This window comes from Mycobacterium sp. UM_CSW, assembly GCF_000455205.1.
Lineage (GTDB): Bacteria > Actinomycetota > Actinomycetes > Mycobacteriales > Mycobacteriaceae > Mycobacterium.
Genome location: NZ_AUWQ01000017.1, coordinates 115,778 through 136,883, shown reverse-complemented (window position 1 = coordinate 136,883; position 21,106 = coordinate 115,778). Strand labels below are relative to the sequence as shown.

Here is a 21,106-nt window from a genome sequence, read left to right as displayed (position 1 = left end):
GCCCTAGATCGGTGTCCGGGCTATACCAGCCGGCCCGCGACACGATTAGCTCCGGCAACCCCTATGGGGCGAGGCAGACCGACGCTTCGGCGGTGTAGCACAAAAACGTCAGGGTCTCCTGCAGATACAGCTGCACGGTGTCGGCGTCGTGGCTGAGGTAGCCGATCGCGACGTCGGTGCCCAGCTGCAAATCGAAATCGCCACCGCGGGTGGTCAGCACGAAGGCGCCGTCGATGGCCGGCGCCCAGATGATGTCCCCGTCGACAAGACGGTTCAGGTGCTCGCGGATGGGATAGCCGTGTTCGGTGGTCTCGCTGACCTTGGTGTAGACATCGGCGGCCAGCAGCACCGAATACGGGCCGTCGACGCCGGCGAGCCGAAGCCCGGTCAACGCCTGGGAAATGGCGTCGGGCATGTCGCTAGGATCCTCGGGCAACTTCAACGTCGGGTTGGAGCTGCAAGTGCGGATGCCGTCGATCGACCCGGCCGCGTAGCCCTCGAAGATGGCGCGGTCCTCGACGAACGCCAGCTTCTTGGCCGCCTCTTTGACCGGGTCCCAGTCGGAGTCGTTCGCGCCGCGCTCGACGTTGTCGATCTCATAGCGCGACAGGGTAAACGGAACGCGCAGGCGGACAAGGGGTTTGCTCTCTCGCAGGTGCGCCACCACCCCGTCGGTGGGCGCGTCGGCATCGAGGAGCCGGCCGGTGCTGACCGCCGCGGTGACCGGTCCGCCGGGCTCGCTGACGTCGACGACGCGCCGCCCCGCGATATGGCGCTTGAACGTGCGGGTGGCCTCCAATTCGATCTCCGCCCAAGCGACTTCGGTGACGGGTGCCAGGTCGCGGTAGAGGTTGTTCATCGAGAGGTTCCTTTCAGGCTGCCGATCGCGAGTGAACCGTCGTTGGGGGCGGGAGCGGGTGGCCGTGCCGTGGCCAGCGGCGCCGGGAGGGGCGGTGGGTCGTCGAGGAAGTCGACGGTGGGGGAGAAGAACAGTCCGCCGGTGACCGCGGTGGAGAAATCCAGGATGCGGTCGGTGTTGCCTGGCGGGTCGCCGAGGAACATGTTTTCCAGCATCCGCTCGGTGACCGTCGGCGTCCGCGAGTACCCGATGAAGTAGGTGCCGTACTCGGCCTTGCCCAGCTCGCCGAACGGCATGTTGTGCCGGACGATCTTCAACTCGGTGCCGTCGTCGTCGGTGATGACGTTGAGGGCGATGTGAGCGTTGTCGGGCTTTTCGTCGTCGTCGAGTTCGATGTCTTCCAGTTTGGTCCGGCCGATTACCAGTTCTTGCTCGGTGACCGACAGCGAATTCCACGACGACATGTCGTGCACGTACTTCTGCACGTGCACGTAACACGAGCCGGCGAAGTCGGGATCCTCATCGCCGATCGCGGTGGCGCTGACGGCGATTGGGCCGTCTGGGTTTTCGGTGCCGTCGACGAAGCCCAGCAGGTCCCGGTTGTCGAAGTACCGGAACCCGTGCACCTCGTCGACCACGGTGACCGCGCCGGCCATCGATCGCAGGATGCGGTCGGCCAACTCGAAGCAGACGTCCAGGCTCTCGGCCCGAATGTGGAACAACAGATCCCCTGGTGTGGCTGGGGCGGCGTGCCGCGGGCCCTTCAGCGCGATGAACGGATGCAGTTCGGCGGGACGCGGCCCGGAAAACAGGCGATCCCACGCGTCGGAGCCAATCGAGGCGATCGCCGACAACCGCTTCGGCGGCTCACGGAAACCGATCGCGCGCACCAGCCCGGAGATTCCGGGGAGCGCGTCGTGCACCGTCGCCTCCCCGCCGGCGTCAATGGTGACCACGAGGAAGATCGCAGCCGGTGTCAGCGGCTGGAGAATGGGTTGGGGCTGTACCGGAGGCACGCTGCCGACCCTATCGTGGCGACGGAGAGGCCGACAGCCATGATGGTCACCATGCCGGCCAGCGCCGCAGGCCTCTGCGAATTCATCGACGCATCACCGTCGCCGTTTCACGCCTGCGCGACGGTGGCCGCTCGGCTGGTCGAGGCCGGCTACGCCGAACTCGACGAAACCGACCGCTGGCCGGACCGACCGGGCCGCTACTTCGTGGTGCGGGCCGGCTCGCTCGTCGCCTGGAACTCCAGCGGACCCGACGGGCCGTTCCGGATCGTCGGCGCGCACACCGATAGTCCCAACCTGCGGGTCAAGCAGCGCCCCGACCGGCTGGTCGCCGGGTGGCGGGTGGTGGCGCTCGAGCCGTACGGCGGCGCCTGGCTCAATTCCTGGCTGGACCGAGACCTGGGCATCAGCGGGCGGCTATCGGTGCGGGACGGTGCCCGGGTGGGCCAGCGGCTGGTCCGGATCGACGACCCGATCCTGCGGGTGCCGCAGCTGGCGATCCACCTGGCCGAGGATCGTAAGTCGGTGACGCTGGACCCGCAGCGACACGTCAACGCGGTCTGGGGCGTTGGGGAACAACGGGGTTCGTTCCTCGACTACGTCGCCGAGCGGGCCGGGGTGGCGGCGACGGATGTGCTGAGCGCCGACCTGATGACACACGACCTGACGCCGTCGACGGTGATCGGCGCCGACGCCAGCCTCATCAGCGCGCCCCGGCTGGACAACCAGGCCAGCTGCTACGCGGGAACGGAGGCGTTGGTCGCCGCCGAGCCGAGCGACTTCGTGCCGGTGCTGGTGCTCTTCGATCACGAAGAGGTTGGATCGACCTCCGATCGCGGCGCGCAGTCCAACCTGCTCAGCACCTTCCTGGAACGGATCGTGCTCGCGGCCGGCGGCACCCGCGAAGACTTCCTGCGCCGGCTGCCGGCGTCACTGCTGGCCTCGGCCGACATGGCCCACGCCACCCACCCCAACTACCCGGAGCGGCACGAGCCCGGCCACCTGATCGACGTCAACGCCGGACCGGTGCTCAAGGTGCACCCGAATCTGCGGTACGCCACCGACGGGCGCACCGCCGCGGCCTTCGAGCTTGCCTGCCGGCAGGCCGGGGTTCAGTTGCAGCGTTACGAGCACCGCGCCGACCTGCCCTGCGGTTCGACGATCGGCCCGCTGGCCTCCGCCCGCACCGGCATCCCGACCGTCGACGTCGGCGCCCCGCAGCTCGCGATGCACTCCGCGCGGGAACTGATGGGCGCGCACGACGTGGCGGCCTATTCGGCGGCACTGCAAGCTTTTCTGTCGCCCCGCTGACCTACGATCCGGCCATGGCGCTAAACGTGGAAATGGTGACGTTCGACTGCGGCGATCCGGCGGGGCTGGCCGGCTGGTGGGCCGAGCAGTTCGGCGGCAAGACACACGTCATCCTCGCCGACGAGTTCACCGCGGTGACGTTCCCGGAGGGGCTGCGGCTCGGGTTTCAGAAGGTGCCCGATCCGACGCCGGGAAAGAACCGGGTGCACCTCGACCTGAGCGCGGCCGACGTCGACGGCGAGGTGGCGCGGCTGACGGCGGCCGGGGCCACCGAGGTCGGCCGGCACCAATTCGGCGACACCTTCCGATGGGTGGTGCTGGCCGACCCCGAGGGCAACGCCTTCTGCATCGTCAAGCAGTAGCGCTGAGGGTGCGCCTGGGCTTTGATTGTGAAGCCTGGGCGCAAAAATCGCTGGATCGCCGCCCAGGGTTCACACCGGAAGCCGTGAGCGCGCACTGAGCGCTCGCAGACGAGGCGGCGGTCGGTCGCCCCGCTGAGTGTGAAGCCTGGGCTTTAATTGTGAAGCCTGGGCGGGAAAGCGTCGAATCGCCGCCCCAGGGTTCACACCGAAAGCCGTAAGCGCACACTCGAGCGTCGAGGCACAGCCCCGGCGCTCAGCCCTGGTTGAGGATCAGCGGGTCGTAGCGGATGACGTTCTCCACGACGATCCCGTCGCGAGTGCGCACCCGGTCGATCCCCCGGATCTGGAACGGCCCATCCGGGCCGGTGCCCCGACCCACATAGTGCAAGAACACCAGCTCCTCGCCCTCGGCGGCGCCGGGAACCGTCGCGCTGTCCACCACGTCGAGCGTCAAATCCGGTGCAGCGTCCAGCAATTCGCCGATCTTCGCCGTATATGCCTCGATGCCGCGGACCGGCTCGGCGTCGCCCGGCCAGTAGCCGACGATGTCGTCGGCCAGGATGTCGAAGCCGCGCGACATGGTGGGCGCGGCCCAGTACGCGGCGAACACCTCGGCGCTGAACTTCGGGGCGGATTGGACGTCGGTCATCGTTTCCTCCTTGACTCGGGCGCTCCCTGTCGAGCGCGTCGTCTCAAGCCTGGGCGGGACGCATGCGGCGGCACAATTACCTCCGAGGTCATCGCGACGGGTACCCGCGCGTGGTTACCGTGGCTTCGTGAGCCAGGCGACGGTGGGTGTCCTGTTGCGCGACTGGCGGGCGCGCCGACGGGTGAGCCAGCTCGACCTGTCGCTCAGCGTGGGGGTGTCGGCGCGGCACCTGAGCTTCATCGAGACGGGACGCGCCCGGCCCAGCCCCGAGATGGTGCTCGCCCTCGCCGAGGGGCTCGACATTCCGCTGCGCGAGCGCAACACGCTGCTGCTCGCCGCCGGGTTCGCCCCGCGCTACCAGTCGCGCCCGCTCGAGGACGGCGCGCTCTCCCCGGCGCGCGACGCGGTGCAGCGCCTGCTGGACGCACACGACCCCTACCCGGGCATCGTCATCGACCGCTGCTGGAACATCGTCGGGGCCAACGCCGCGGCGTCCGCCCTGACCGCTGGTCTGCCCGACGACCTGCGCGGGCCGCCGGCCAACGTGTACCGGTTGTCCCTGCACCCCGACGGGCTGGCCGCGCGGACCCTGAACTTCCCCGAATGGGCCGGCTACCTGTTGCACCAGCTGCGGCGCACCATCGCGCTCACCGGCGACCCGGCATTGCGGGCGATCGACGAGGAGGTGCGCGGATACCCGGGAGTCGCGTCGGCCGCCAGGGCGTGGAGCTCGCCCCAGGACAACGCGGCACTGCTCGTGCCGTTCGAGCTCGATGCCGGTGGCGGACAACGGCTGTCGATGTTTACGACGCTCACCACCTTCGGGACCCCGCTCGACGTCACCCTCGCCGAGCTCGCCGTCGAGCTGTTCTATCCGGCCGACGCCGAAAGCGCCCGCCTGCTCCGCGGCGACTAGCTCTCTAGACTGTTCCCGTGACAACCGCGCGCACCCAGGTCATCGACACCGTCGAACACGCCGCGACCACCCCTGACCAGCCGCAACCGTTTCACGAACTCGGCCTCAAAGACGACGAATACCAGCGGATCCGCGAGATCCTGGGCCGCCGGCCCACCGATACCGAGCTGGCGATGTACTCGGTGATGTGGAGCGAGCACTGCTCGTACAAATCGTCGAAGGTCCACCTGCGCTACTTCGGTGAGACCACCACCGACGAGATGCGCGCCGGCATGCTGGCCGGCATCGGCGAGAACGCCGGCGTCGTCGACATCGGCGACGGCTGGGCCGTCACCTTCAAGGTGGAGTCGCACAACCACCCGTCCTACGTCGAGCCCTACCAGGGCGCGGCCACCGGCGTGGGCGGCATCGTCCGCGACATCATGGCCATGGGCGCGCGCCCGGTCGCCGTGATGGATCAGCTTCGGTTCGGCGCCGCCGACGCGCCCGACACCCGCCGCGTCGTCGACGGTGTGGTCCGCGGCATCGGCGGCTACGGCAACTCGCTCGGCCTGCCCAACATCGGCGGCGAGACCGTGTTCGACGCGTGCTACGCGGGCAACCCGTTGGTCAACGCAATGTGCATCGGCGTACTGCGCCAAGAGGACCTGCATTTGGCGTTCGCATCGGGTGCGGGCAACAAGATCATCCTGTTCGGCGCGCGCACCGGGCTGGACGGCATCGGCGGGGTGTCAGTGCTGGCCTCGGACACGTTCGACGCCGAAAATTCGCGCAAGAAGCTGCCGTCGGTTCAGGTGGGCGACCCGTTCATGGAAAAGGTGCTCATCGAGTGCTGCCTCGAGCTCTACGCGGGCGGACTGGTGATCGGCATCCAGGATCTCGGCGGCGCCGGATTGTCCTGTGCCACATCGGAATTGGCCTCGGCCGGGGACGGCGGGATGGCGATCCAGCTCGACAATGTTCCGCTGCGGGCCAAGGAGATGACGCCCGCCGAGATTCTGTGCAGCGAGTCGCAGGAGCGCATGTGCGCGGTGGTCGCGCCGGAGAACGTCGACGCCTTCATGGCGGTGTGCCGCAAGTGGGAGGTGCTGGCCACCGTCATCGGCGAGGTCACCGACGGCGACCGGTTGCGGATCACCTGGGGCGGGGAGACGGTCGTCGACGTGCCCCCGCGCACCGTGGCCCACGAGGGCCCGGTGTATCAGCGTCCCGTCGAGCGCCCCGAATCGCAGGACGCGCTGAACGCGGACCGTTCGACGGGCCTGCCCCGGCCGGCCACCGGCGACGAGCTACGCGCGACTTTGCTTGCGCTGCTTGGCAGTCCGCACCTGTGCAGCCGCGCGTTCATCACCGAGCAGTACGACCGTTACGTGCGCGGCAACACGGTGCTCGCCGAGCACGCCGATGGCGGCGTGCTGCGCGTCGACGAGTCGACCGGGCGGGGCATCGCGGTGTCCACCGACGCGTCGGGCCGCTACACGCTGCTGGATCCCTACGCCGGCGCCCAACTCGCGCTGGCCGAGGCGTACCGCAACGTCGCCGTCACGGGCGCGACTCCGGTGGCGGTGACCAACTGCCTGAACTTCGGTTCCCCCGAGGACCCCGGGGTGATGTGGCAGTTCTCGCAGGCCGTCCGCGGCCTCGCGGATGGCTGTGCGGCCCTTGGGATTCCGGTAACCGGCGGCAACGTCAGCTTCTACAACCAGACCGGGTCGGCGGCGATCCTGCCCACGCCGGTGGTCGGCGTACTTGGCGTGATCGACGACGTGGCGCGGCGAATCCCGACCGGCCTGGGCGCCGAGCCGGGGGAGACCCTGCTGCTGCTGGGCGACACCCGCGACGAGTTCGACGGTTCGGTGTGGGCGCAGGTGACCGCCGACCACCTCGGTGGGTTGCCGCCCGCGGTGGACCTGGCGCGCGAAAAGCTCCTGGCCGAGGTGCTGACGTCGGCGTCGCGCGACGGGCTGGTGTCCGCGGCGCACGACCTCTCCGAGGGCGGCCTCGCCCAGGCCATCGTGGAATCCGCGCTGGCGGGTGAAACCGGTTGCCGCATCGTGCTTCCCGACGACGCCGATCCGTTCGTGATGTTGTTCTCCGAGTCAGCCGGCCGGGTGTTGGTCGCGGTCCCGCGAACCGAGGAGAGCCGATTCCGGTCGATGTGCGAGGCGCGGGGCCTGCCCGTGACGCGCATCGGCGTCGTCGATCAGGCCTCGGACGCCGTCGAGGTTCAGGGCCTGTTCACGGTGTCGCTGGCCGAACTGCGCGAGACGTCCGAGGCGGTGCTGCCGCGATTCTTCGGGTAGGCCGGCTTCGCGCGCTGTCGTTGGCGGCGGCGCTCGTCGGCTGGGGCTTCCTCAGCCCGCGACTGCCGACGGCGTGGCGCGTCACCCTGCAGGCCGGCGTGGGCTTGCTGCTGGTGGGGGTGACCCGCGCGATACCGGGGCTGCGCCCGCCGCGGCTGTGGGCGGGGATGCGGCTCGGCTCGGCCGCCGGGGCGGTCGCGGCGGGCGCGATCGCCGCGACGACCGCGCTGCCCATGGTGCGGGCCTCGATGGCGGCCCGCGATTTGCCGGTCTCGGTGCCGGGTTGGCTGCTGCTGAACATTCCCGTCGGCACCGTCTGGGCCGAGGAGGCCGCGTTCCGCGCCGCGCTGGCCGCTGTGGGCTCCCGCGCGTTCGGCCAGCGTGGCGGAAGGTTGTTGCAGGCCACCACTTTTGGGCTCTCGCACATCCCGGACGCGCGAGCAACGGGTGCGCCGGTGGCGGCTACCGTGCTGGTGACCGGGACAGCGGGCTGGTTGTTCGGCTGGCTGGCCGACCGATCCGGCAGCCTCGCCGCGCCGATGCTGACCCACCTGGCCGTCAACGAGGCCGGTGCGATCGCCGCGGTGGCCGTGCAACGCTGAGGTATGCCCGCCCGTCAAAGCGCCGACCCGGCCCAGGCCCGGGAGGCGGTGCTGGCCGTGCTGGACTGGCTGCGCGACGAGACCCGCCCGGCGCCCGACCGCAACGCCCTCGCGACCGCGGTGCGGCTCACCGCCCGGACTCTCGCCGCGGTGGCGCCGGGCGCCAGCGTCGAGGTCCGGATCCCGCCGTTCGCGGCGGTCCAGTGCATCGCCGGACCCCGGCACACCCGCGGCACGCCGCCGAACGTGGTGGAGACCGATCCGCGGACCTGGCTGCGGCTGGCGACCGGCCTTTTGCCGCTGGACGAGGCGAAAGCCACCGGGGGCGTGACGCTATCCGGCTCTCGGGCGGGTGAAATTGGCCACTGGTTGCCCCTGTTCGGTGTCAGCTGAATACAACCCTGAACTGCAGGTTTAGAGTTGTATTCAGCATTTTCGCCGCCCAACACGCCCGTCGGATTCGTCGGGGAGCCCGTGCTGCCCGTAGACTCCTAGGCGTCACCAATCGTTCGCCAGGGAGCCGCCGAACCGTGACCGTCGCTGGAGTAGAAGCATCCGAGCAGGACTTGAACTCCCCCCGTGAAGAATGCGGCGTCTTCGGGGTCTGGGCCCCGGGCGAGGACGTCGCCAAACTCACCTATTACGGCCTGTACGCGCTGCAGCATCGCGGCCAGGAAGCCGCGGGCATCGCCGTCGCCGACGGATCTCAGGTGCTGGTGTTCAAGGACCTCGGCCTGGTCAGCCAGGTGTTCGACGAGCAGACGCTGGCGGCGATGCAGGGTCACGTCGCCATCGGACACTGCCGGTACTCCACCACGGGCGACACCACGTGGGAAAACGCCCAGCCGGTGTTCCGCAACACCGCGGCCGGCACCGGGGTTGCGTTGGGGCACAACGGAAATCTGGTCAACACCGCTGAACTTGCCGCGCGCGCCCGCGACGAGGGCTTGATGGGCACCCGATACCCCGCCCCGGCGACGACGGACTCCGACATCCTGGGCGCGCTGCTGGCCCACGGCGCCGCCGACTCCACACTGGAACAGGCGGCGCTGGAGCTGCTGCCGACCGTGCGCGGGGCGTTCTGCCTGACGTTCATGGACGAAAACACGCTGTATGCGTGCCGCGATCCCTATGGCGTGCGGCCGCTTTCGCTCGGACGCCTCGACCGCGGCTGGGTGGTGGCGTCGGAAACGGCCGCCCTCGACATCGTCGGCGCCTCGTTCGTCCGCGACATCGAGCCCGGCGAGCTGCTGGCCATCGACGCCGACGGCGTGCGCTCCACCCGGTTCGCCAACCCCGAGCCCAAGGGCTGCGTCTTCGAATACGTCTACCTCGCGCGCCCCGACAGCACGCTCGCCGGCCGCTCCGTGCACGCGACCCGGGTCGACATCGGCCGCCGGCTGGCGCGCGAATGCCCGGTTGAGGCCGACCTGGTGATCGGGGTGCCGGAGTCGGGCACCCCGGCCGCGGTCGGGTACGCCCAGGAATCCGGCATTCCGTACGGGCAGGGCCTGATGAAGAACGCCTACGTCGGGCGCACGTTCATCCAGCCGTCGCAGACCATCCGCCAGCTCGGCATCCGGCTGAAGCTCAACCCGCTCAAAGAGGTGATCCGCGGCAAGCGGCTCATCGTCGTCGACGATTCGATCGTGCGGGGGAACACCCAGCGAGCGCTGTTGCGCATGCTGCGCGAGGCCGGCGCCCTCGAGGTGCACGTGCGCATCGCGTCGCCGCCGGTGAAGTGGCCGTGCTTCTACGGCATCGACTTCCCGTCGCCGGCCGAGTTGATCGCCAACGCCGTGCAAGACAAAGAGGAGATGCTCGAGGCGGTACGGCACGCCATCGGCGCCGACACGCTGGGCTACATCTCGCTGCGCGGCCTCGTCGCGGCCTCCGAGCAGCCGGCGTCGCGGCTGTGCACCGCTTGCTTCGACGGCAAGTACCCGATCGAACTGCCCGAGGAATCCGCGCTGGGCAAGAACGTCATCGAGCACATGCTCGCCAACGCCGCGCGCGGAGCCGCGCTCGATGATCTGGCACCCGATGAAGTGCCGATCGTGCGCTGAGCCGGTGCTTCAAGGACGTTTGATTCCGGCGCGAAGCGCCGCCCGGTAGCCTTTATCGCGATGACGGATCCCGGAAAAAGTCCCGGACGAAACCCGGGCAGCCAGGGCATCACCTACGCGGCGGCCGGGGTGGACATTGAAGCCGGTGAGCGCGCCGTCGCGTTGTTCAAGCCGTTGGCCACCAAGGCTACCCGCCCCGAGGTGCGCGGCGGGCTGGGCGGGTTCGCCGGGCTGTTCGCCCTGCGCGGCGACTACCGCGAGCCGGTCCTGGCGGCCTCCACGGACGGCGTCGGCACCAAACTGGCGGTCGCCCAGGCGATGGACAAGCACGACACCGTCGGCCTCGACCTGGTCGCCATGGTGGTCGACGATCTCGTGGTGTGCGGCGCCGAACCGCTTTTCCTGCAGGACTACATCGCCGTCGGCCGGACGGTCCCGGAACGCCTCAGCGCGATCGTCAGCGGCATCGCCGAGGGCTGTGTGCGCGCGGGCTGCGCGCTGCTGGGCGGCGAAACCGCCGAACATCCCGGCCTGATGGAACCCGACCACTACGACATCTCGGCCACCGGCATCGGTGTCGTCGAAGCCGACGACGTCCTCGGCGCCGACCGCGTCAAGCCCGGCGACGTCATCATCGCGATGGGCTCCTCCGGCCTGCATTCCAACGGCTACTCGCTGGCCCGCAGCGTCCTGCTCGAGATCGACCGGATGAACCTGGCCGGCTACGTCGAGGAGTTCGGCCGCACCCTCGGTGAAGAGCTGCTGGAACCGACCCGGATCTACGCCAAAGACTGCCTGGCGCTGACCGCCGAGACCCATGTCCGGACGTTCTGCCACGTGACGGGCGGCGGGCTGGCCGGCAACCTGCAACGCGTCATCCCGCCCGGGCTGGTCGCCGAGGTCGACCGCGGCACCTGGACGCCCGCGCCGGTGTTCGCGATGATCGCCCAGCGCGGCCGGGTGGCCCGCGAGGAGATGGAGAAGACGTTCAACATGGGCGTCGGCATGATCGCGGTCGTCGCTCCCGAAGACCAAGACCGGGCCCTGGCCATCCTGACCGCGCGGCATCTGAACTGCTGGGTGCTGGGCACCGTCGGCAAAGGCGGAAAAGACGGCCCGCGGGCCACACTGGTCGGGCAACACCCGCGGTTCTGATAGAAACTGTGCCGACGCTCAGAGCATCGGCACAGTGGTGGCGAGAGGTTCAGCGACGCCAGTCGTCGGGGTCGTCCCAAGATTCGTCTTGGCCGTCGTCGCCGGGTTCTTCGGCGGTCGTGCCCGACAGCTCCTGCTGTAGCCGCTGGAAATCGGTCTGCGGAGAACTGTATTTGAGCTCTCGTGCAACCTTGGTCTGCTTTGCCTTAGCCCGGCCGCGGCCCATGGGGGAACCCCCTCGCGCAATAACGGAGCGGCCTAACGAGTAGGCGGCTCCGATCTCTTGGTGTCGTTATTGTCCTGCCGACAGTTTACCGTGCCTCACGGTCGGGTGTCGGTGACCCCTGTCCGCTGTGGCGGACCTCATCGAGGATTATCCCGCACCGCCCCGCAACCGTTCAACGGCTCGCCGTCCCGCGCCGACGTGTTCGGTGGCGGGCAGGGAATCGGCGTCGATTGCCGCGGCGACGTCGCCCTGCGCGCCGGTCGTCAGTTGCGTGTCCGCGGGCAGGCCGCGCTTGACGAGTGCCAGTGCCACCGGCCCAAGGTCGACGTGCTCGACGACGGTTCCGAGCCGTCCGACGGCGCGACCGCCGGCGAGCACCGAGTCCCCGGTGGAGGGTCGCTCCACCGAGCCGTCGAGGTGCAACAACACCAGCATCCGCGGCGGTTTGCCCAGGTTGTGCACCCGCGCGACGGTCTCCTGCCCGCGATAGCAGCCCTTGTCCAGGTGTACGGCCCCCTCGCCGGGACCGCCGATCCACCCCACCTCGTGCGGGATCGTGCGCTCGTCGGTGTCGACACCGAGGCGCGGCCGCAGTGCCGCCACCCGGTGGGCCTCGTAGGCCCATACCCCGGCCGCGCGCACGCCGGCCCGCGTCAGGCGGTCGCGCCAGCCGGCGGCCTCGCCGCGCGGAACCAGCACGTCCAATTCGATCTGGCCTGCCGGGGCGCCCGGCATCCGTCGCGCGAAGCCGCCGCCGGGGACCGGAACGGCGGTCGGCTCGTCGGGCAAGGCGTCCACGCCCAGCGCGTCGAGCACCGCCCGGTCGGCCAATCGCGGGCCCAGCAGCGACAGCACCGCCAGATCCGCGCCGCTCGGGGTGACCTCGGACCAGAACACCATCTTGCGCAGGTAGTCCAGCAGCGGCTCACCCCGCCACGGTTCGGTGTCGAGGTAGGTCGTGCCGCCCAGCTCGGTCTGAATCCAGTGGTCCTCGACGCGCCCCTGGCCGTCGAGGCTGAGGTTTTGCGTGCTGGCGCCCTCGGGGAGTTCGCTGACGTGCTGGCTGGAGATGGTGTGCAGCCAGGTCTGCCGGTCTTTTCCGGTCAGGGTGAGGACCGCGCGGTGCGAGCGGTCGACCAACACCGCGTCGGCCTCGGCCGCCCGCTGCTCGCCCAGCGGATCGCCGTAATGCCAGACCGCGCCGGCGTCGGGTCCGGGATCGGGTGCGGGGACGGCGTTCACCCCTCAAACTCTACGGACCCTCGCGGCTAGGCTTACCCCTCATGGCTGACCAGACGGGTGTGATCCTCACGCTGGACGGCGAGGCCCATCCGCCGGGGGCGCCGCTGCTGCACGCCGACGACCTGGCCGCGGTTCGCGGCGACGGAATCTTCGAGACGCTGCTGGTGCGCGACGGCCGTGCCTGCCTGGTGGGCTCCCATCTGCAGCGCCTGACGCAGTCCGCCAAGATGATGGACCTGCCTGAGCCGGACCTCGCCGCCTGGCGCACTGCCATCGACGAGGCGGCGCGCCGGTGGGCCGCGGGCACCTCCGACGAAGGTGCGATGCGCCTGATCTACACGCGCGGCCGCGAGGGCGGATCGGCTCCGACCGCGTACGTGATGGTGAACCCCGTCCCCGAAAGGGTGACCGCGGTTCGCCGCGACGGGCTCGCCGCTATGACGCTGGATCGCGGACTGCCGGCCCGCGGTGCCGACGCCATGCCCTGGCTGCTGGCCGGGGCCAAGACGCTGTCGTACGCGGTCAACATGGCCGCCCTGCGGCACGCCGCCCGCCACGGTGCTGGCGACGTCATCTTCATCAGCTCCGACGGCTACATCCTGGAAGGCCCGCGCTCGACGGTCGTCATCGCCGCCGAACCGGGCGCGGACGGGAACCCGTGCCTGCTGACACCGCCGCCTTGGTATCCGATCCTGCGGGGCACCACGCAACAGGCGCTCTTCGAGGTGGCCCGGGCCAAGGGCTACGACTGCGACTACCGGGCGCTGCGGGTCGCGGACTTGCATGCCGCCCAAGGCATTTGGCTGGTGTCGAGCATGACCCTGGCGGCTCGGGTGCACACGCTTGATGGCCGGCGACTGCTCCGGTCCCCGATCGCCACCGAATTCGCAGAGCTGGTCGACGCGGCCATCGTCAGCGATCGCTGAGCGCTGAATTCGGTTGTCGGCTAGCGCAATCCCAGGTACGGTCGGCCGTACACAGGAAGGGAGGTGGTCCGCGAAATTGATAGCTTCATGGACATGTGAGGTGGCTACGCGCTAGCTGCATTGGCTCGGAAGAGTCGGCGATCAACGCGCGCTGGCGAATTCCCCGTAGCCACCCGGCCCCCGAGCTTCCGGTCAGTCCAACCAGGAGCTTTGCTCGGGGGCCGCTCCATGTCCGGACCTCGCATGGAACTATCCGGCGAACCGCGACAGCCGCGCCGAAAGATGGGGCACCAGGCCGCCGTCGGCGTCCACCCGCTCCTCGACGTAGGCCAGGTCGCCGCCTTCGACGATGCCGTAGAGCCGCTTGGCGCCACCGACCAGCAGTCCCGACCGGCTGCGGGCCAGCGCGTCGGTCACCAGCTCCCACGACGACTGCGTGCGGGGCCGCCCGTAGAACAACTCGATGTACCCGGCCGAATGGGCCAACAACAACTCGATCGCCTGCGACTCGGTGGGATCGTCGTCGGGATCGCTGACGAAGCGCCAGAAGCCCGTCTCGCGCAGGCCCGGTTCGCGGTACCCACCCGCCTCGTTGAGCCGCCAGGACCGGGCTTCCCAATTCAGATAGTCGCCGCCGTCGTGCGAGACCACGATCTGCTGGCCGAACCGGTAATCCCCGTCGGGTCCGCGGCCCTCGCCCTCGCCGCGCCACACTCCGACCAGCGGCAGCAGCGCCAGCAGCGCGTCGTTGAGGTTCGCCCCTTCGCGCAGATTCGCGGTGTCGGCGGGGACCGGCAGGTCGTCGAAGCCGGGAATGTTGCGGGCCGCGGTCAGCTTGGCGCGTTCGGCGGCGGCCGCGACGGCGCGGTCGCCCGAGCCGCCGGAAACGACTGGGCCGTCAGGGTCTTCGGAGCTCAAGCGCGCCGCTCCTCACCATCGCTGCGCGCTGCATCGTCGCCGGCGCGGGTCACGACTCGTCAGTGATGAGCCGGTAGAGGGTGTACAGCGCGAACCATGAAATGACCACGACTGCGACGACCAGCATGATCTCGAAGAAGAGCACCACGAGGACGAGTCTATTCGTCCCGCGGATCCCCGGGGACCGGCCGGTCCGTCAGGCGATCTTGACGTCGACCTCGTGAATGCCGGCGCCCGACGGTGCGACCACGGCGTCGCCGTTGCCGACGGGGGAAAGCGCGCGCAGCGTCCAGGACCCCGGTGCCGCGAAGAACCGGAAGTCACCGGTGGCCGACGCGACAACCTCGGCCGTGAACTCGTCCGAGGAGTCCAGCAGGCGGACGAATGCGCCACCCACCGCCTGACCGTCGCCGTCCACGACCCGTCCGGTGATGACCGTTTCCTTCTCCAGATCGACGCTGGCGGGCAACGTCAGTCCTTGCTTCGGTCCAGAGCACATATCAGCTTCCCAACTCGATCGGGGCACCCACCAGGGAGCCGTATTCCGTCCAACTGCCGTCGTAGTTCTTGACGTTTTTATGGCCGAGTAATTCCCGCAGCACGAACCAGGTGTGCGACGAGCGTTCCCCGATTCGGCAGTACGCGATGGTTTCCTTCGTTCCATCCAGGCCGGCGTCGGCGTACAGCTTGGCCAGCTCCTCGTCGGACTTGAAGGTGCCGTCCTCGTTGGCGGCCTTGCTCCACGGGACGTTGATCGCGCCCGGGACGTGGCCCGGCCGCTGGCTTTGCTCCTGGGGCAGGTGCGCCGGCGCGAGGATCTTGCCCGAGAACTCGTCGGGGGAGCGCACGTCGACGAGGTTCTTGACGTTGATCGCCGCGATGACCTCGTCGCGGAAGGCCCGGATGGTGTTGTCCGGCGGGGCCGCGGTGTACGACGTCGCCGGCCGGTTGACCAGGTCGGTGGACAGCGGGCGCCGGTCGAGTTCCCACTTCTTGCGGCCGCCATCAAGCAGCTTGACCTTCTCGTGGCCGTAGAGCTTGAAATACCAGTAGGCGTAGGCGGCGAACCAGTTGTTGTTGCCGCCATAGAGGATCACGGTGTCGTCGTTGGCGATGCCGCGGTCGGACAGCAGCTTCGAGAATTGCTGCGCGTCGACGAAGTCACGTTTGACCGGATCCTGCAAATCGGTGCGCCAGTCCAGCCTGACCGCTCCCGGGATGTGGCCGGTGTCGTACGCGCTGGTGTCCTCGTCCACTTCCACGAAGACGACGTTCTCGGCGTCGAGATTGCTCTGGGCCCAGTCTGCGGAGACCAGGACGTCGGAGCGTGCCATGGATGGATTCCTTTCGGTTGCTGCTGATGAATGGGGCTAGGAGGGGGTCGGCCGCAGGCGCGCGACCAGGGGGTAGAGCTGGCAGCCCAGGCAGATGCCGAAGGCGGCGTTCAGGAAGGCGGCAACCAGCGCGAACGCGGTGGCGATGACCCCGACCAGGAAGGCGCCGGCGGCGAATCCCGCCGCCCCGACGACCGCGAAGATCAAGCCGACGAGTTGCGCGAACTTCAGTGGCGCGACCGGTTCGCGTTCGGTGACCGGCCCCAGCCGGGGCGCAACGACGGTGGCGAACACCCGGCCATAGGGATGCCGGCGCGGGCCGCCGACGGCGCCGATCGCAAAGATCACGGCCTGCGCCGCCAGAATGACCGCGGCCGCCAGGGGGCTGGCGGCCGAAACGGTGAGGGCGACGACCAAGACCGCGGTGGTGACCCAGGCCGTAAACCGGGGTCCGCGGACGTCCACGCGGTCCGGCTCGACGGCGGTCTTGTTGCTCGGCACGGGATTACTCCTAGAAATCTTGTTGCGCGGAAAGGGGGAGGCGCGCCTTGGAAAGCCTCGGTAGGGGCTCCGAAGCTGCTCCGAGTGCGCGCGGGGCGCTGCTACTCAGCAGCTACAGCAACAACAACAACCCGCGATGCGGCACAGATCGACTGTGCGACGCATGGTGAGCATGGGCTCGAGGCGGGCTGACACGTCGGCAAGCTTACCCAATGACGCCGCGCTCAAGCCAACAGCGGCTGCAGCACCGAGCGCAGGTCGGCGGCCTTCGGGACCCCGGAGGCCCGGTATCGCTGTTGCCCGTTGGCGTCGAAGATCAGCGTGGTGGGCAGGGACAGCACCGAAAACCGCCGGGCCGTCGCCGGATCGGCGTCCAGGTCGATCTCAAGGTGCGCGATGGGAGATCCCGCGTCGCCCATGTCCTCGCAGAGCTGATGCACCACCCGGCGGACCCGATCACAGGGCCCGCACCACGCCGCGCTGAAATGCACGATGGTGGGCCCGCTGCGGGAAAGGCCCAGGTCCGCGGTGTCGGGCTCGGCGCTTTGATCAGAGGCGACCTCGCGGACGTGTCCCGAGCGGCGCGTAAGCAACCATCCAGCGAGGCTTGCCACCAGGAGGGCCGCCACGAGCGCGACGATCACGGTGCTCATATGCGCCACTCTCCCCCGCAAGCGGGAGGTGCCCCCACCTCATCGCTTCGCTCTGCATCGTCGTCGGCGCGCATCATCATGACTGCTTAAACCCGTCGAGCGTCAGGGTTACTCCCTGGGTGACGCCTTCGATGATGATGTCGGAGCCGCGAGCGCCCTCCGAGGTGGGCGCCACGCCGAACGGCAGCCGCTGATTGGGCAGCCTGGTGCTGAAGGCGCGCAAGACGGCGTCCCGCTTGGCGTCCGGAACGGATTGGTTGGCGGTGTCGGGCCCGGTGAGGACGCCGGTGGGGGTGACCACCAGCGTCGCGGGGTCGTCGGGGGCGATGGACAGGTCGACCGAGACGCTGACCCGGTGATCGAAGTCGGCCGATTTGGGGGTGCCGCTGAACACCAGTCCGTGGCTGTCGGAGATGCCCGAGGCGGTGACGCCGCCGGTGGCGGTGTTGGTTTCGTTGGGCGGCGCCTCGACCATCAGGTCGGTGATGCCCATGTAGCGGCCCAGGTGGATCGAGTCGACGATGATGCGGCTCTCCAGCCTCCCCACCGGCAGCTTCGCCTCGGGCCTGATCAGCCAGGACGCATAGCTCAGGTCGACCGAATACATGGTGGCCTCGAGGGTGGCCTTGCCTACCATCGCGTGATCGATCGCGTTGGCCTTGATCTCCACCTGGCTGTAGTGCCGCCGCAGCGCCTGCGGGATGAAGGGAAAAGCCACGATGGCGACGAACGGGTCGGACCCCAGATTCGCCACCTTGCGCATACTGGTGGACAGCCGGTATTCGGCGTAGATGCTGGTTCCGTAGTCGACGCCGACGGCGCCGATCACGATCACCGCCACGGCGACGGCCGCCGCTCCGACGCCGATCAGCACCTTGCGCATGCGCACATTGTCGCGTAATACCATGGCCGCCGTGCCGCGGACCGTCCGGTGGCGGGCCTCACAGTGGCGCACACCCTGCACCGAAATGGCAGGTAGCAAGTTATCGTTAGATGACCTGGCAACCAACGCGTCGTGGCGTTATCGAAATTGGGAGACGCCTTTCCCACGATTTGGAGGGGCTTTTTGGAGCTTTTACTGCTGACCTCGGAGCTGCATCCCGATCCGGTGCTGCCGTCGTTGTCGTTGCTTCCCCACACCATTCGGACGGCGCCGCCAGAACCCTCGTCATTGCTGGAGGCCGGAACCGCGGACGCCGTGCTCGTCGACGCGCGCACCGACCTGTCGTCGGCGCGCGGCCTGTGCCGGCTGCTGAGCACGGCGGGCCGGTCGGTCCCCGTCCTGGCGGTGGTGAGTGAAGGCGGCCTGGTCGCCGTGAGCGCCGACTGGGGACTCGACGAGATCCTGCTGCCTAGCACCGGGCCCGCCGAGATCGACGCGCGGCTGCGGCTGGTGGTCGGCCGCCGCGGCGGGCTGGCCGACCAGGAGAGTGCCGGCAAGGTCAGCCTCGGCGAGCTCGTCATCGACGAGGGCACCTACACCGCGAGGCTGCGGGGCCGCCCCCTCGATCTGACCTACAAAGAGTTCGAGTTGCTCAAGTACCTGGCCCAGCACGCGGGCCGGGTGTTCACCCGGGCGCAACTGCTGCACGAAGTGTGGGGTTACGACTTCTTCGGTGGCACCCGCACGGTCGACGTCCATGTGCGTCGGCTTCGGGCCAAACTCGGCCCGGAGTACGAGGCCTTGATCGGCACGGTGCGCAACGTGGGTTACAAGGCCGTCCGCCCGGCGCGCGGTCGCGCGCCGTTGTCCGGACCCGATGATGTCGATGCCGTCGACGACGCCGAGCCCGACGCCGAGGAGCTGCAACACCCGCTGGGCGACCCGCTGCGCAGTCAGTGAACTCGCCGGAGTGGCGCTCCGCTCTGACCGCCGATGAGCAGCGGGAGGTGCGCGAACTCGTCTCGGCGGCAACCGATTTCGACGGCGTGGCGCCGGTCGGCGAACAGGTGCTGCGCGAGCTCGGGCACGACCGCACCGAGCACCTGCTGTTCACCGGCGGCCACCCGGGCCCGATCGACGGCTATCTGAATCTCAGCCCGCCCCGCGACGGCGGCGCGGGTATGGCCGAAATGGTGGTGCACCCACAGGCGCGCCGGCGCGGTATCGGTGCGGCGATGGGGCGCGCGGCGGTGGCCAAGACCGCCGGGCGCAACCAATTCTGGGCGCACGGCACCCTGGAGCCGGCCCGGGCGACCGCGTCGGCGCTCGGCCTCGTCGCGGTCCGCGAGCTGGTCCAGATGCGACGATCGCTGCGTGGCGCCGGCGACCCGGTGCCGCCCGTTCCCGGGGTGCAGATCCGTACCTACCGAGGCACGTCCGACGACGCCGAGTTGTTGCGCGTCAACAACGCCGCGTTCGCCTACCACCCCGAACAGGGCGGGTGGACCGAAGCCGACTTGGCAGAGCGGCGCAGCGAACCCTGGTTCGACCCGGGCGGTTTGTTTCTGGCGTTCGGCGCCCCCGATGGCGACGAGGCGGGCAGGCTGCTCGGCTTCCACTGGACCAAGGTCCACCTTGACCGGCCGGGCCTCGGGGAGGTCTACGTCGTCGGCGTCGACCCCGCGGCGCAGGGCCGGCGCCTGGGGCAGACGCTGACGGCCATCGGAATTCAGCACCTGGCAGGCCGGCTGTCCGGCTCGGCCGAGCCGACCGTGATGCTCTACGTGGAGTCCGACAACGTCGCCGCCGTGCGGACTTACCAGCGCCTGGGGTTCACCACCTACAGCGTCGACACCGCGTACGCGCCCGCGCCCGGCTGACGCTAGCCGTGTGGACGCGAAGTGTTCACATTGCATTCATCTCTACCGACTTCTGTGGGTCTCGTCGCCGCATATTTTCGCGGTGGCTTGGCAACCTCCTTGGGGAAGCGGCCGGCGGCGCCCGCACGCGTCCCGGAATGCGTCAGAAAGCGAGATCGGTGAGGCTCGACAGGCAGGGGAGGGCGCTGGCGAGGGTCGCGCTGGCGCTGGCCGTTTGTGGTGGAGCCCTGACCGCCTGCCACAGCGACGACAACCACAGCGGCGCTTCGCCGACCACCCTCTCGGGACCCACCGGTACCGCGGGGTGCGGCGGGAAGAACGGGTTGACGGCGGAGGGCTCGACCGCTCAGCAGAACGCCATGTCGCTGTTCAACCAGGTCTGGGGACAGTACTGCCCGGGCAAGGGCCTGTCGTACAACCCGACCGGGTCGGGCGCCGGCCGCGAGCAGTTCATCGCGGGCCACGTCGACTTCGCGGGAACGGATTCCCCGCTGGTCGCCGACCAGATCGGCCCGGCCGCCAAGCGCTGCGACGGAAACCCGGCGTGGGACCTGCCGCTCGTCTTCGGCCCGGTCGCGCTGGTGTACAACCTGCCGGGCGTTTCGAACCTGGTTCTCAGCAGTGACGCCCTGGCCAAGGTCTTCAGCGGCCGGATCACGGTCTGGAACGACCCGATACTCGCGGCGCTCAATCCCGGCGTGGCGCTACCCGCTACCAAAGTGGTGCCGATCTACCGGTCGGACTCGTCGGGAACGACCGACAACGTCCAGAAGTATTTGACGGCCGCCGCGCCGCAGAGCTGGACCCGCGGCGTGGGCACCGAGTTCCAGGGCGGCGTCGGTGAAGGGGCCGCGAAGTCGGCCGGCGTGATCCAGGCCGTGCGGTCCACACCCGGTGCCATCGGGTACGTCGAGAAGGGGTTTGCCGACCAGGCCGGTTTGCCGTATGCCCTGATCGACACCGGCAACGGCGTGGTTCCGCTCACCGGCGACACCGCCAACAAGGCCATTCAGGCGGCCAGCTTCGTGGCCGATGGCAACGATCTGGTGCTCGATCTGAACCCGATGTACGCCGCCCAGCAGCCGGGCGCCTACCCGCTGGTGCTGGCGACTTACGAAATCGTTTGCTCGAAGGGCTACGACCCGGCCACCTCCGCGGCGATCAAATCGTTCCTCGGCGTGGCGGCGACCAACGGGCAGCAGGGCCTCGCGTCCGCCGGTTATGTCCCGCTGACCGATAAGGTCAAGGGGCGATTGGTTACCGCGATCAACGCCATGCAGTGACCGGTGGGCGCAATGAGCGACAGC

Annotated in this window: 23 protein-coding genes; 12 read left to right on the top strand and 11 right to left on the bottom strand. The window is 69.2% G+C overall.

The annotated features are described in order from the left end of the window. Positions 1-61 precede the first annotated feature (61 nt). Together N415_RS08070 and N415_RS08065 are read right to left on the bottom strand one after the other, a co-directional pair. Positions 62-859: a family 1 encapsulin nanocompartment shell protein gene (locus N415_RS08070; protein WP_068179296.1), complete on the bottom strand. Its 798-nt coding sequence runs from the start codon at positions 857-859 to the stop codon at positions 62-64. Then, positions 856-1,875, bottom strand: coding sequence for a Dyp-type peroxidase (locus N415_RS08065; RefSeq protein WP_068179292.1), 1,020 nt, complete (start codon positions 1,873-1,875; stop codon positions 856-858). The genes N415_RS08070 and N415_RS08065 overlap by 4 nt, the downstream gene beginning before the upstream one ends. Positions 1,876-1,926: 51 nt before the next feature. Here N415_RS08065 and N415_RS08060 point away from each other — a divergent pair, with 51 nt between their 5' ends. Further along, positions 1,927-3,183 carry a M18 family aminopeptidase gene (locus N415_RS08060; RefSeq protein WP_161630281.1) on the top strand — a complete coding sequence of 419 codons (1,257 nt, stop codon included), beginning with the start codon at positions 1,927-1,929 and terminating at the stop codon, positions 3,181-3,183. A gap of 14 nt (positions 3,184-3,197) precedes the next feature. Further along, the gene (locus tag N415_RS08055) at positions 3,198-3,545 is read left to right on the top strand and encodes a VOC family protein (protein ID WP_068179286.1); all 348 of its coding nucleotides are present in this window, start codon (positions 3,198-3,200) and stop codon (positions 3,543-3,545) included. Positions 3,546-3,798: 253 nt separating this feature from the next. Here the strand turns inward: N415_RS08055 and N415_RS08050 are convergent, their stop codons facing one another. Next, a complete protein-coding gene (locus tag N415_RS08050) occupies positions 3,799-4,194 on the bottom strand; it encodes a nuclear transport factor 2 family protein (RefSeq protein ID WP_068179283.1) in 396 nt (131 codons plus the stop codon). A 127-nt stretch (positions 4,195-4,321) separates the two neighbouring features. On the opposite strand from N415_RS08050, the gene N415_RS08045 reads away from it, so the two are divergent. From N415_RS08045 to purM, 6 genes are all read left to right on the top strand, one after another. Then, a complete protein-coding gene (locus N415_RS08045) occupies positions 4,322-5,110 on the top strand; it encodes a helix-turn-helix transcriptional regulator (RefSeq protein WP_068179281.1) in 789 nt (262 codons plus the stop codon). A 17-nt stretch (positions 5,111-5,127) separates the two neighbouring features. Continuing rightward, positions 5,128-7,413, top strand: coding sequence for a phosphoribosylformylglycinamidine synthase subunit PurL (purL, locus tag N415_RS08040; RefSeq protein WP_068179277.1), 2,286 nt, complete (start codon positions 5,128-5,130; stop codon positions 7,411-7,413). Then, the gene (locus N415_RS08035) at positions 7,401-8,015 is read left to right on the top strand and encodes a CPBP family intramembrane glutamic endopeptidase (RefSeq protein WP_193376420.1); all 615 of its coding nucleotides are present in this window, start codon (positions 7,401-7,403) and stop codon (positions 8,013-8,015) included. The genes purL and N415_RS08035 overlap by 13 nt, the downstream gene beginning before the upstream one ends. A gap of 3 nt (positions 8,016-8,018) precedes the next feature. Further along, positions 8,019-8,408 carry a sterol carrier family protein gene (locus N415_RS08030; RefSeq protein ID WP_068179271.1) on the top strand — a complete coding sequence of 130 codons (390 nt, stop codon included), beginning with the start codon at positions 8,019-8,021 and terminating at the stop codon, positions 8,406-8,408. 137 nt (positions 8,409-8,545) lie between these two features. Next, the gene (purF, locus tag N415_RS08025; RefSeq protein WP_068179265.1) at positions 8,546-10,081 is read left to right on the top strand and encodes an amidophosphoribosyltransferase; all 1,536 of its coding nucleotides are present in this window, start codon (positions 8,546-8,548) and stop codon (positions 10,079-10,081) included. A gap of 60 nt (positions 10,082-10,141) precedes the next feature. Beyond that, on the top strand, positions 10,142-11,236 hold the full coding sequence (gene purM / locus N415_RS08020; RefSeq protein ID WP_068179261.1) for a phosphoribosylformylglycinamidine cyclo-ligase: 1,095 nt from the start codon (positions 10,142-10,144) through the stop codon (positions 11,234-11,236). 49 nt (positions 11,237-11,285) lie between these two features. Here the strand turns inward: purM and N415_RS30515 are convergent, their stop codons facing one another. Together N415_RS30515 and N415_RS08015 are read right to left on the bottom strand one after the other, a co-directional pair. Continuing rightward, positions 11,286-11,462, bottom strand: coding sequence for a DUF3073 domain-containing protein (locus tag N415_RS30515; RefSeq protein WP_081665113.1), 177 nt, complete (start codon positions 11,460-11,462; stop codon positions 11,286-11,288). Positions 11,463-11,609: 147 nt separating this feature from the next. Continuing rightward, positions 11,610-12,704 (bottom strand): folate-binding protein YgfZ, encoded by a 1,095-nt coding sequence (locus tag N415_RS08015; protein ID WP_068179258.1) that lies wholly within the window; start codon positions 12,702-12,704, stop codon positions 11,610-11,612. 59 nt (positions 12,705-12,763) lie between these two features. On the opposite strand from N415_RS08015, the gene N415_RS08010 reads away from it, so the two are divergent. After that, positions 12,764-13,630, top strand: a complete 867-nt coding sequence (locus tag N415_RS08010) for an aminodeoxychorismate lyase (protein ID WP_152531281.1) — start codon at positions 12,764-12,766, stop codon at positions 13,628-13,630. Positions 13,631-13,879: 249 nt separating this feature from the next. On the opposite strand, the gene N415_RS08005 is transcribed toward N415_RS08010, so the two are convergent. The 6 genes from N415_RS08005 to lmeA form a co-directional block, all read right to left on the bottom strand. Beyond that, positions 13,880-14,548, bottom strand: coding sequence for an FABP family protein (locus N415_RS08005; protein ID WP_068179252.1), 669 nt, complete (start codon positions 14,546-14,548; stop codon positions 13,880-13,882). Positions 14,549-14,744: 196 nt separating this feature from the next. Continuing rightward, positions 14,745-15,047, bottom strand: a complete 303-nt coding sequence (locus N415_RS08000) for a DUF1416 domain-containing protein (RefSeq protein WP_068133665.1) — start codon at positions 15,045-15,047, stop codon at positions 14,745-14,747. Position 15,048: 1 nt separating this feature from the next. Next, positions 15,049-15,882 carry a sulfurtransferase gene (locus tag N415_RS07995; protein ID WP_068179250.1) on the bottom strand — a complete coding sequence of 278 codons (834 nt, stop codon included), beginning with the start codon at positions 15,880-15,882 and terminating at the stop codon, positions 15,049-15,051. A 36-nt stretch (positions 15,883-15,918) separates the two neighbouring features. Continuing rightward, complete coding sequence (locus N415_RS07990; RefSeq protein ID WP_068179247.1) at positions 15,919-16,383, bottom strand: DUF4395 domain-containing protein; 465 nt, start codon at positions 16,381-16,383, stop codon at positions 15,919-15,921. A 224-nt stretch (positions 16,384-16,607) separates the two neighbouring features. Continuing rightward, positions 16,608-17,036 carry a thioredoxin family protein gene (locus N415_RS07985; RefSeq protein WP_068179245.1) on the bottom strand — a complete coding sequence of 143 codons (429 nt, stop codon included), beginning with the start codon at positions 17,034-17,036 and terminating at the stop codon, positions 16,608-16,610. Between the two features lie 76 nt (positions 17,037-17,112). After that, positions 17,113-17,925, bottom strand: a complete 813-nt coding sequence (lmeA, locus tag N415_RS07980; RefSeq protein ID WP_068179425.1) for a mannan chain length control protein LmeA — start codon at positions 17,923-17,925, stop codon at positions 17,113-17,115. A gap of 177 nt (positions 17,926-18,102) precedes the next feature. Between lmeA and N415_RS07975 the strand changes: the two genes are divergently transcribed. From N415_RS07975 to pstS, 3 genes are all read left to right on the top strand, one after another. Further along, positions 18,103-18,879: a response regulator transcription factor gene (locus N415_RS07975; protein ID WP_068179233.1), complete on the top strand. Its 777-nt coding sequence runs from the start codon at positions 18,103-18,105 to the stop codon at positions 18,877-18,879. Beyond that, entirely contained in the window at positions 18,876-19,799 is a 924-nt protein-coding gene (mshD, locus tag N415_RS07970) for a mycothiol synthase (protein WP_068179230.1), read from the top strand. Before N415_RS07975 ends, mshD begins: the two co-directional genes overlap by 4 nt. 158 nt (positions 19,800-19,957) lie before the next feature. Further along, positions 19,958-21,082, top strand: a complete 1,125-nt coding sequence (gene pstS, locus N415_RS07965) for a phosphate ABC transporter substrate-binding protein PstS (protein ID WP_239645469.1) — start codon at positions 19,958-19,960, stop codon at positions 21,080-21,082. Positions 21,083-21,106: the final 24 nt, after the last annotated feature.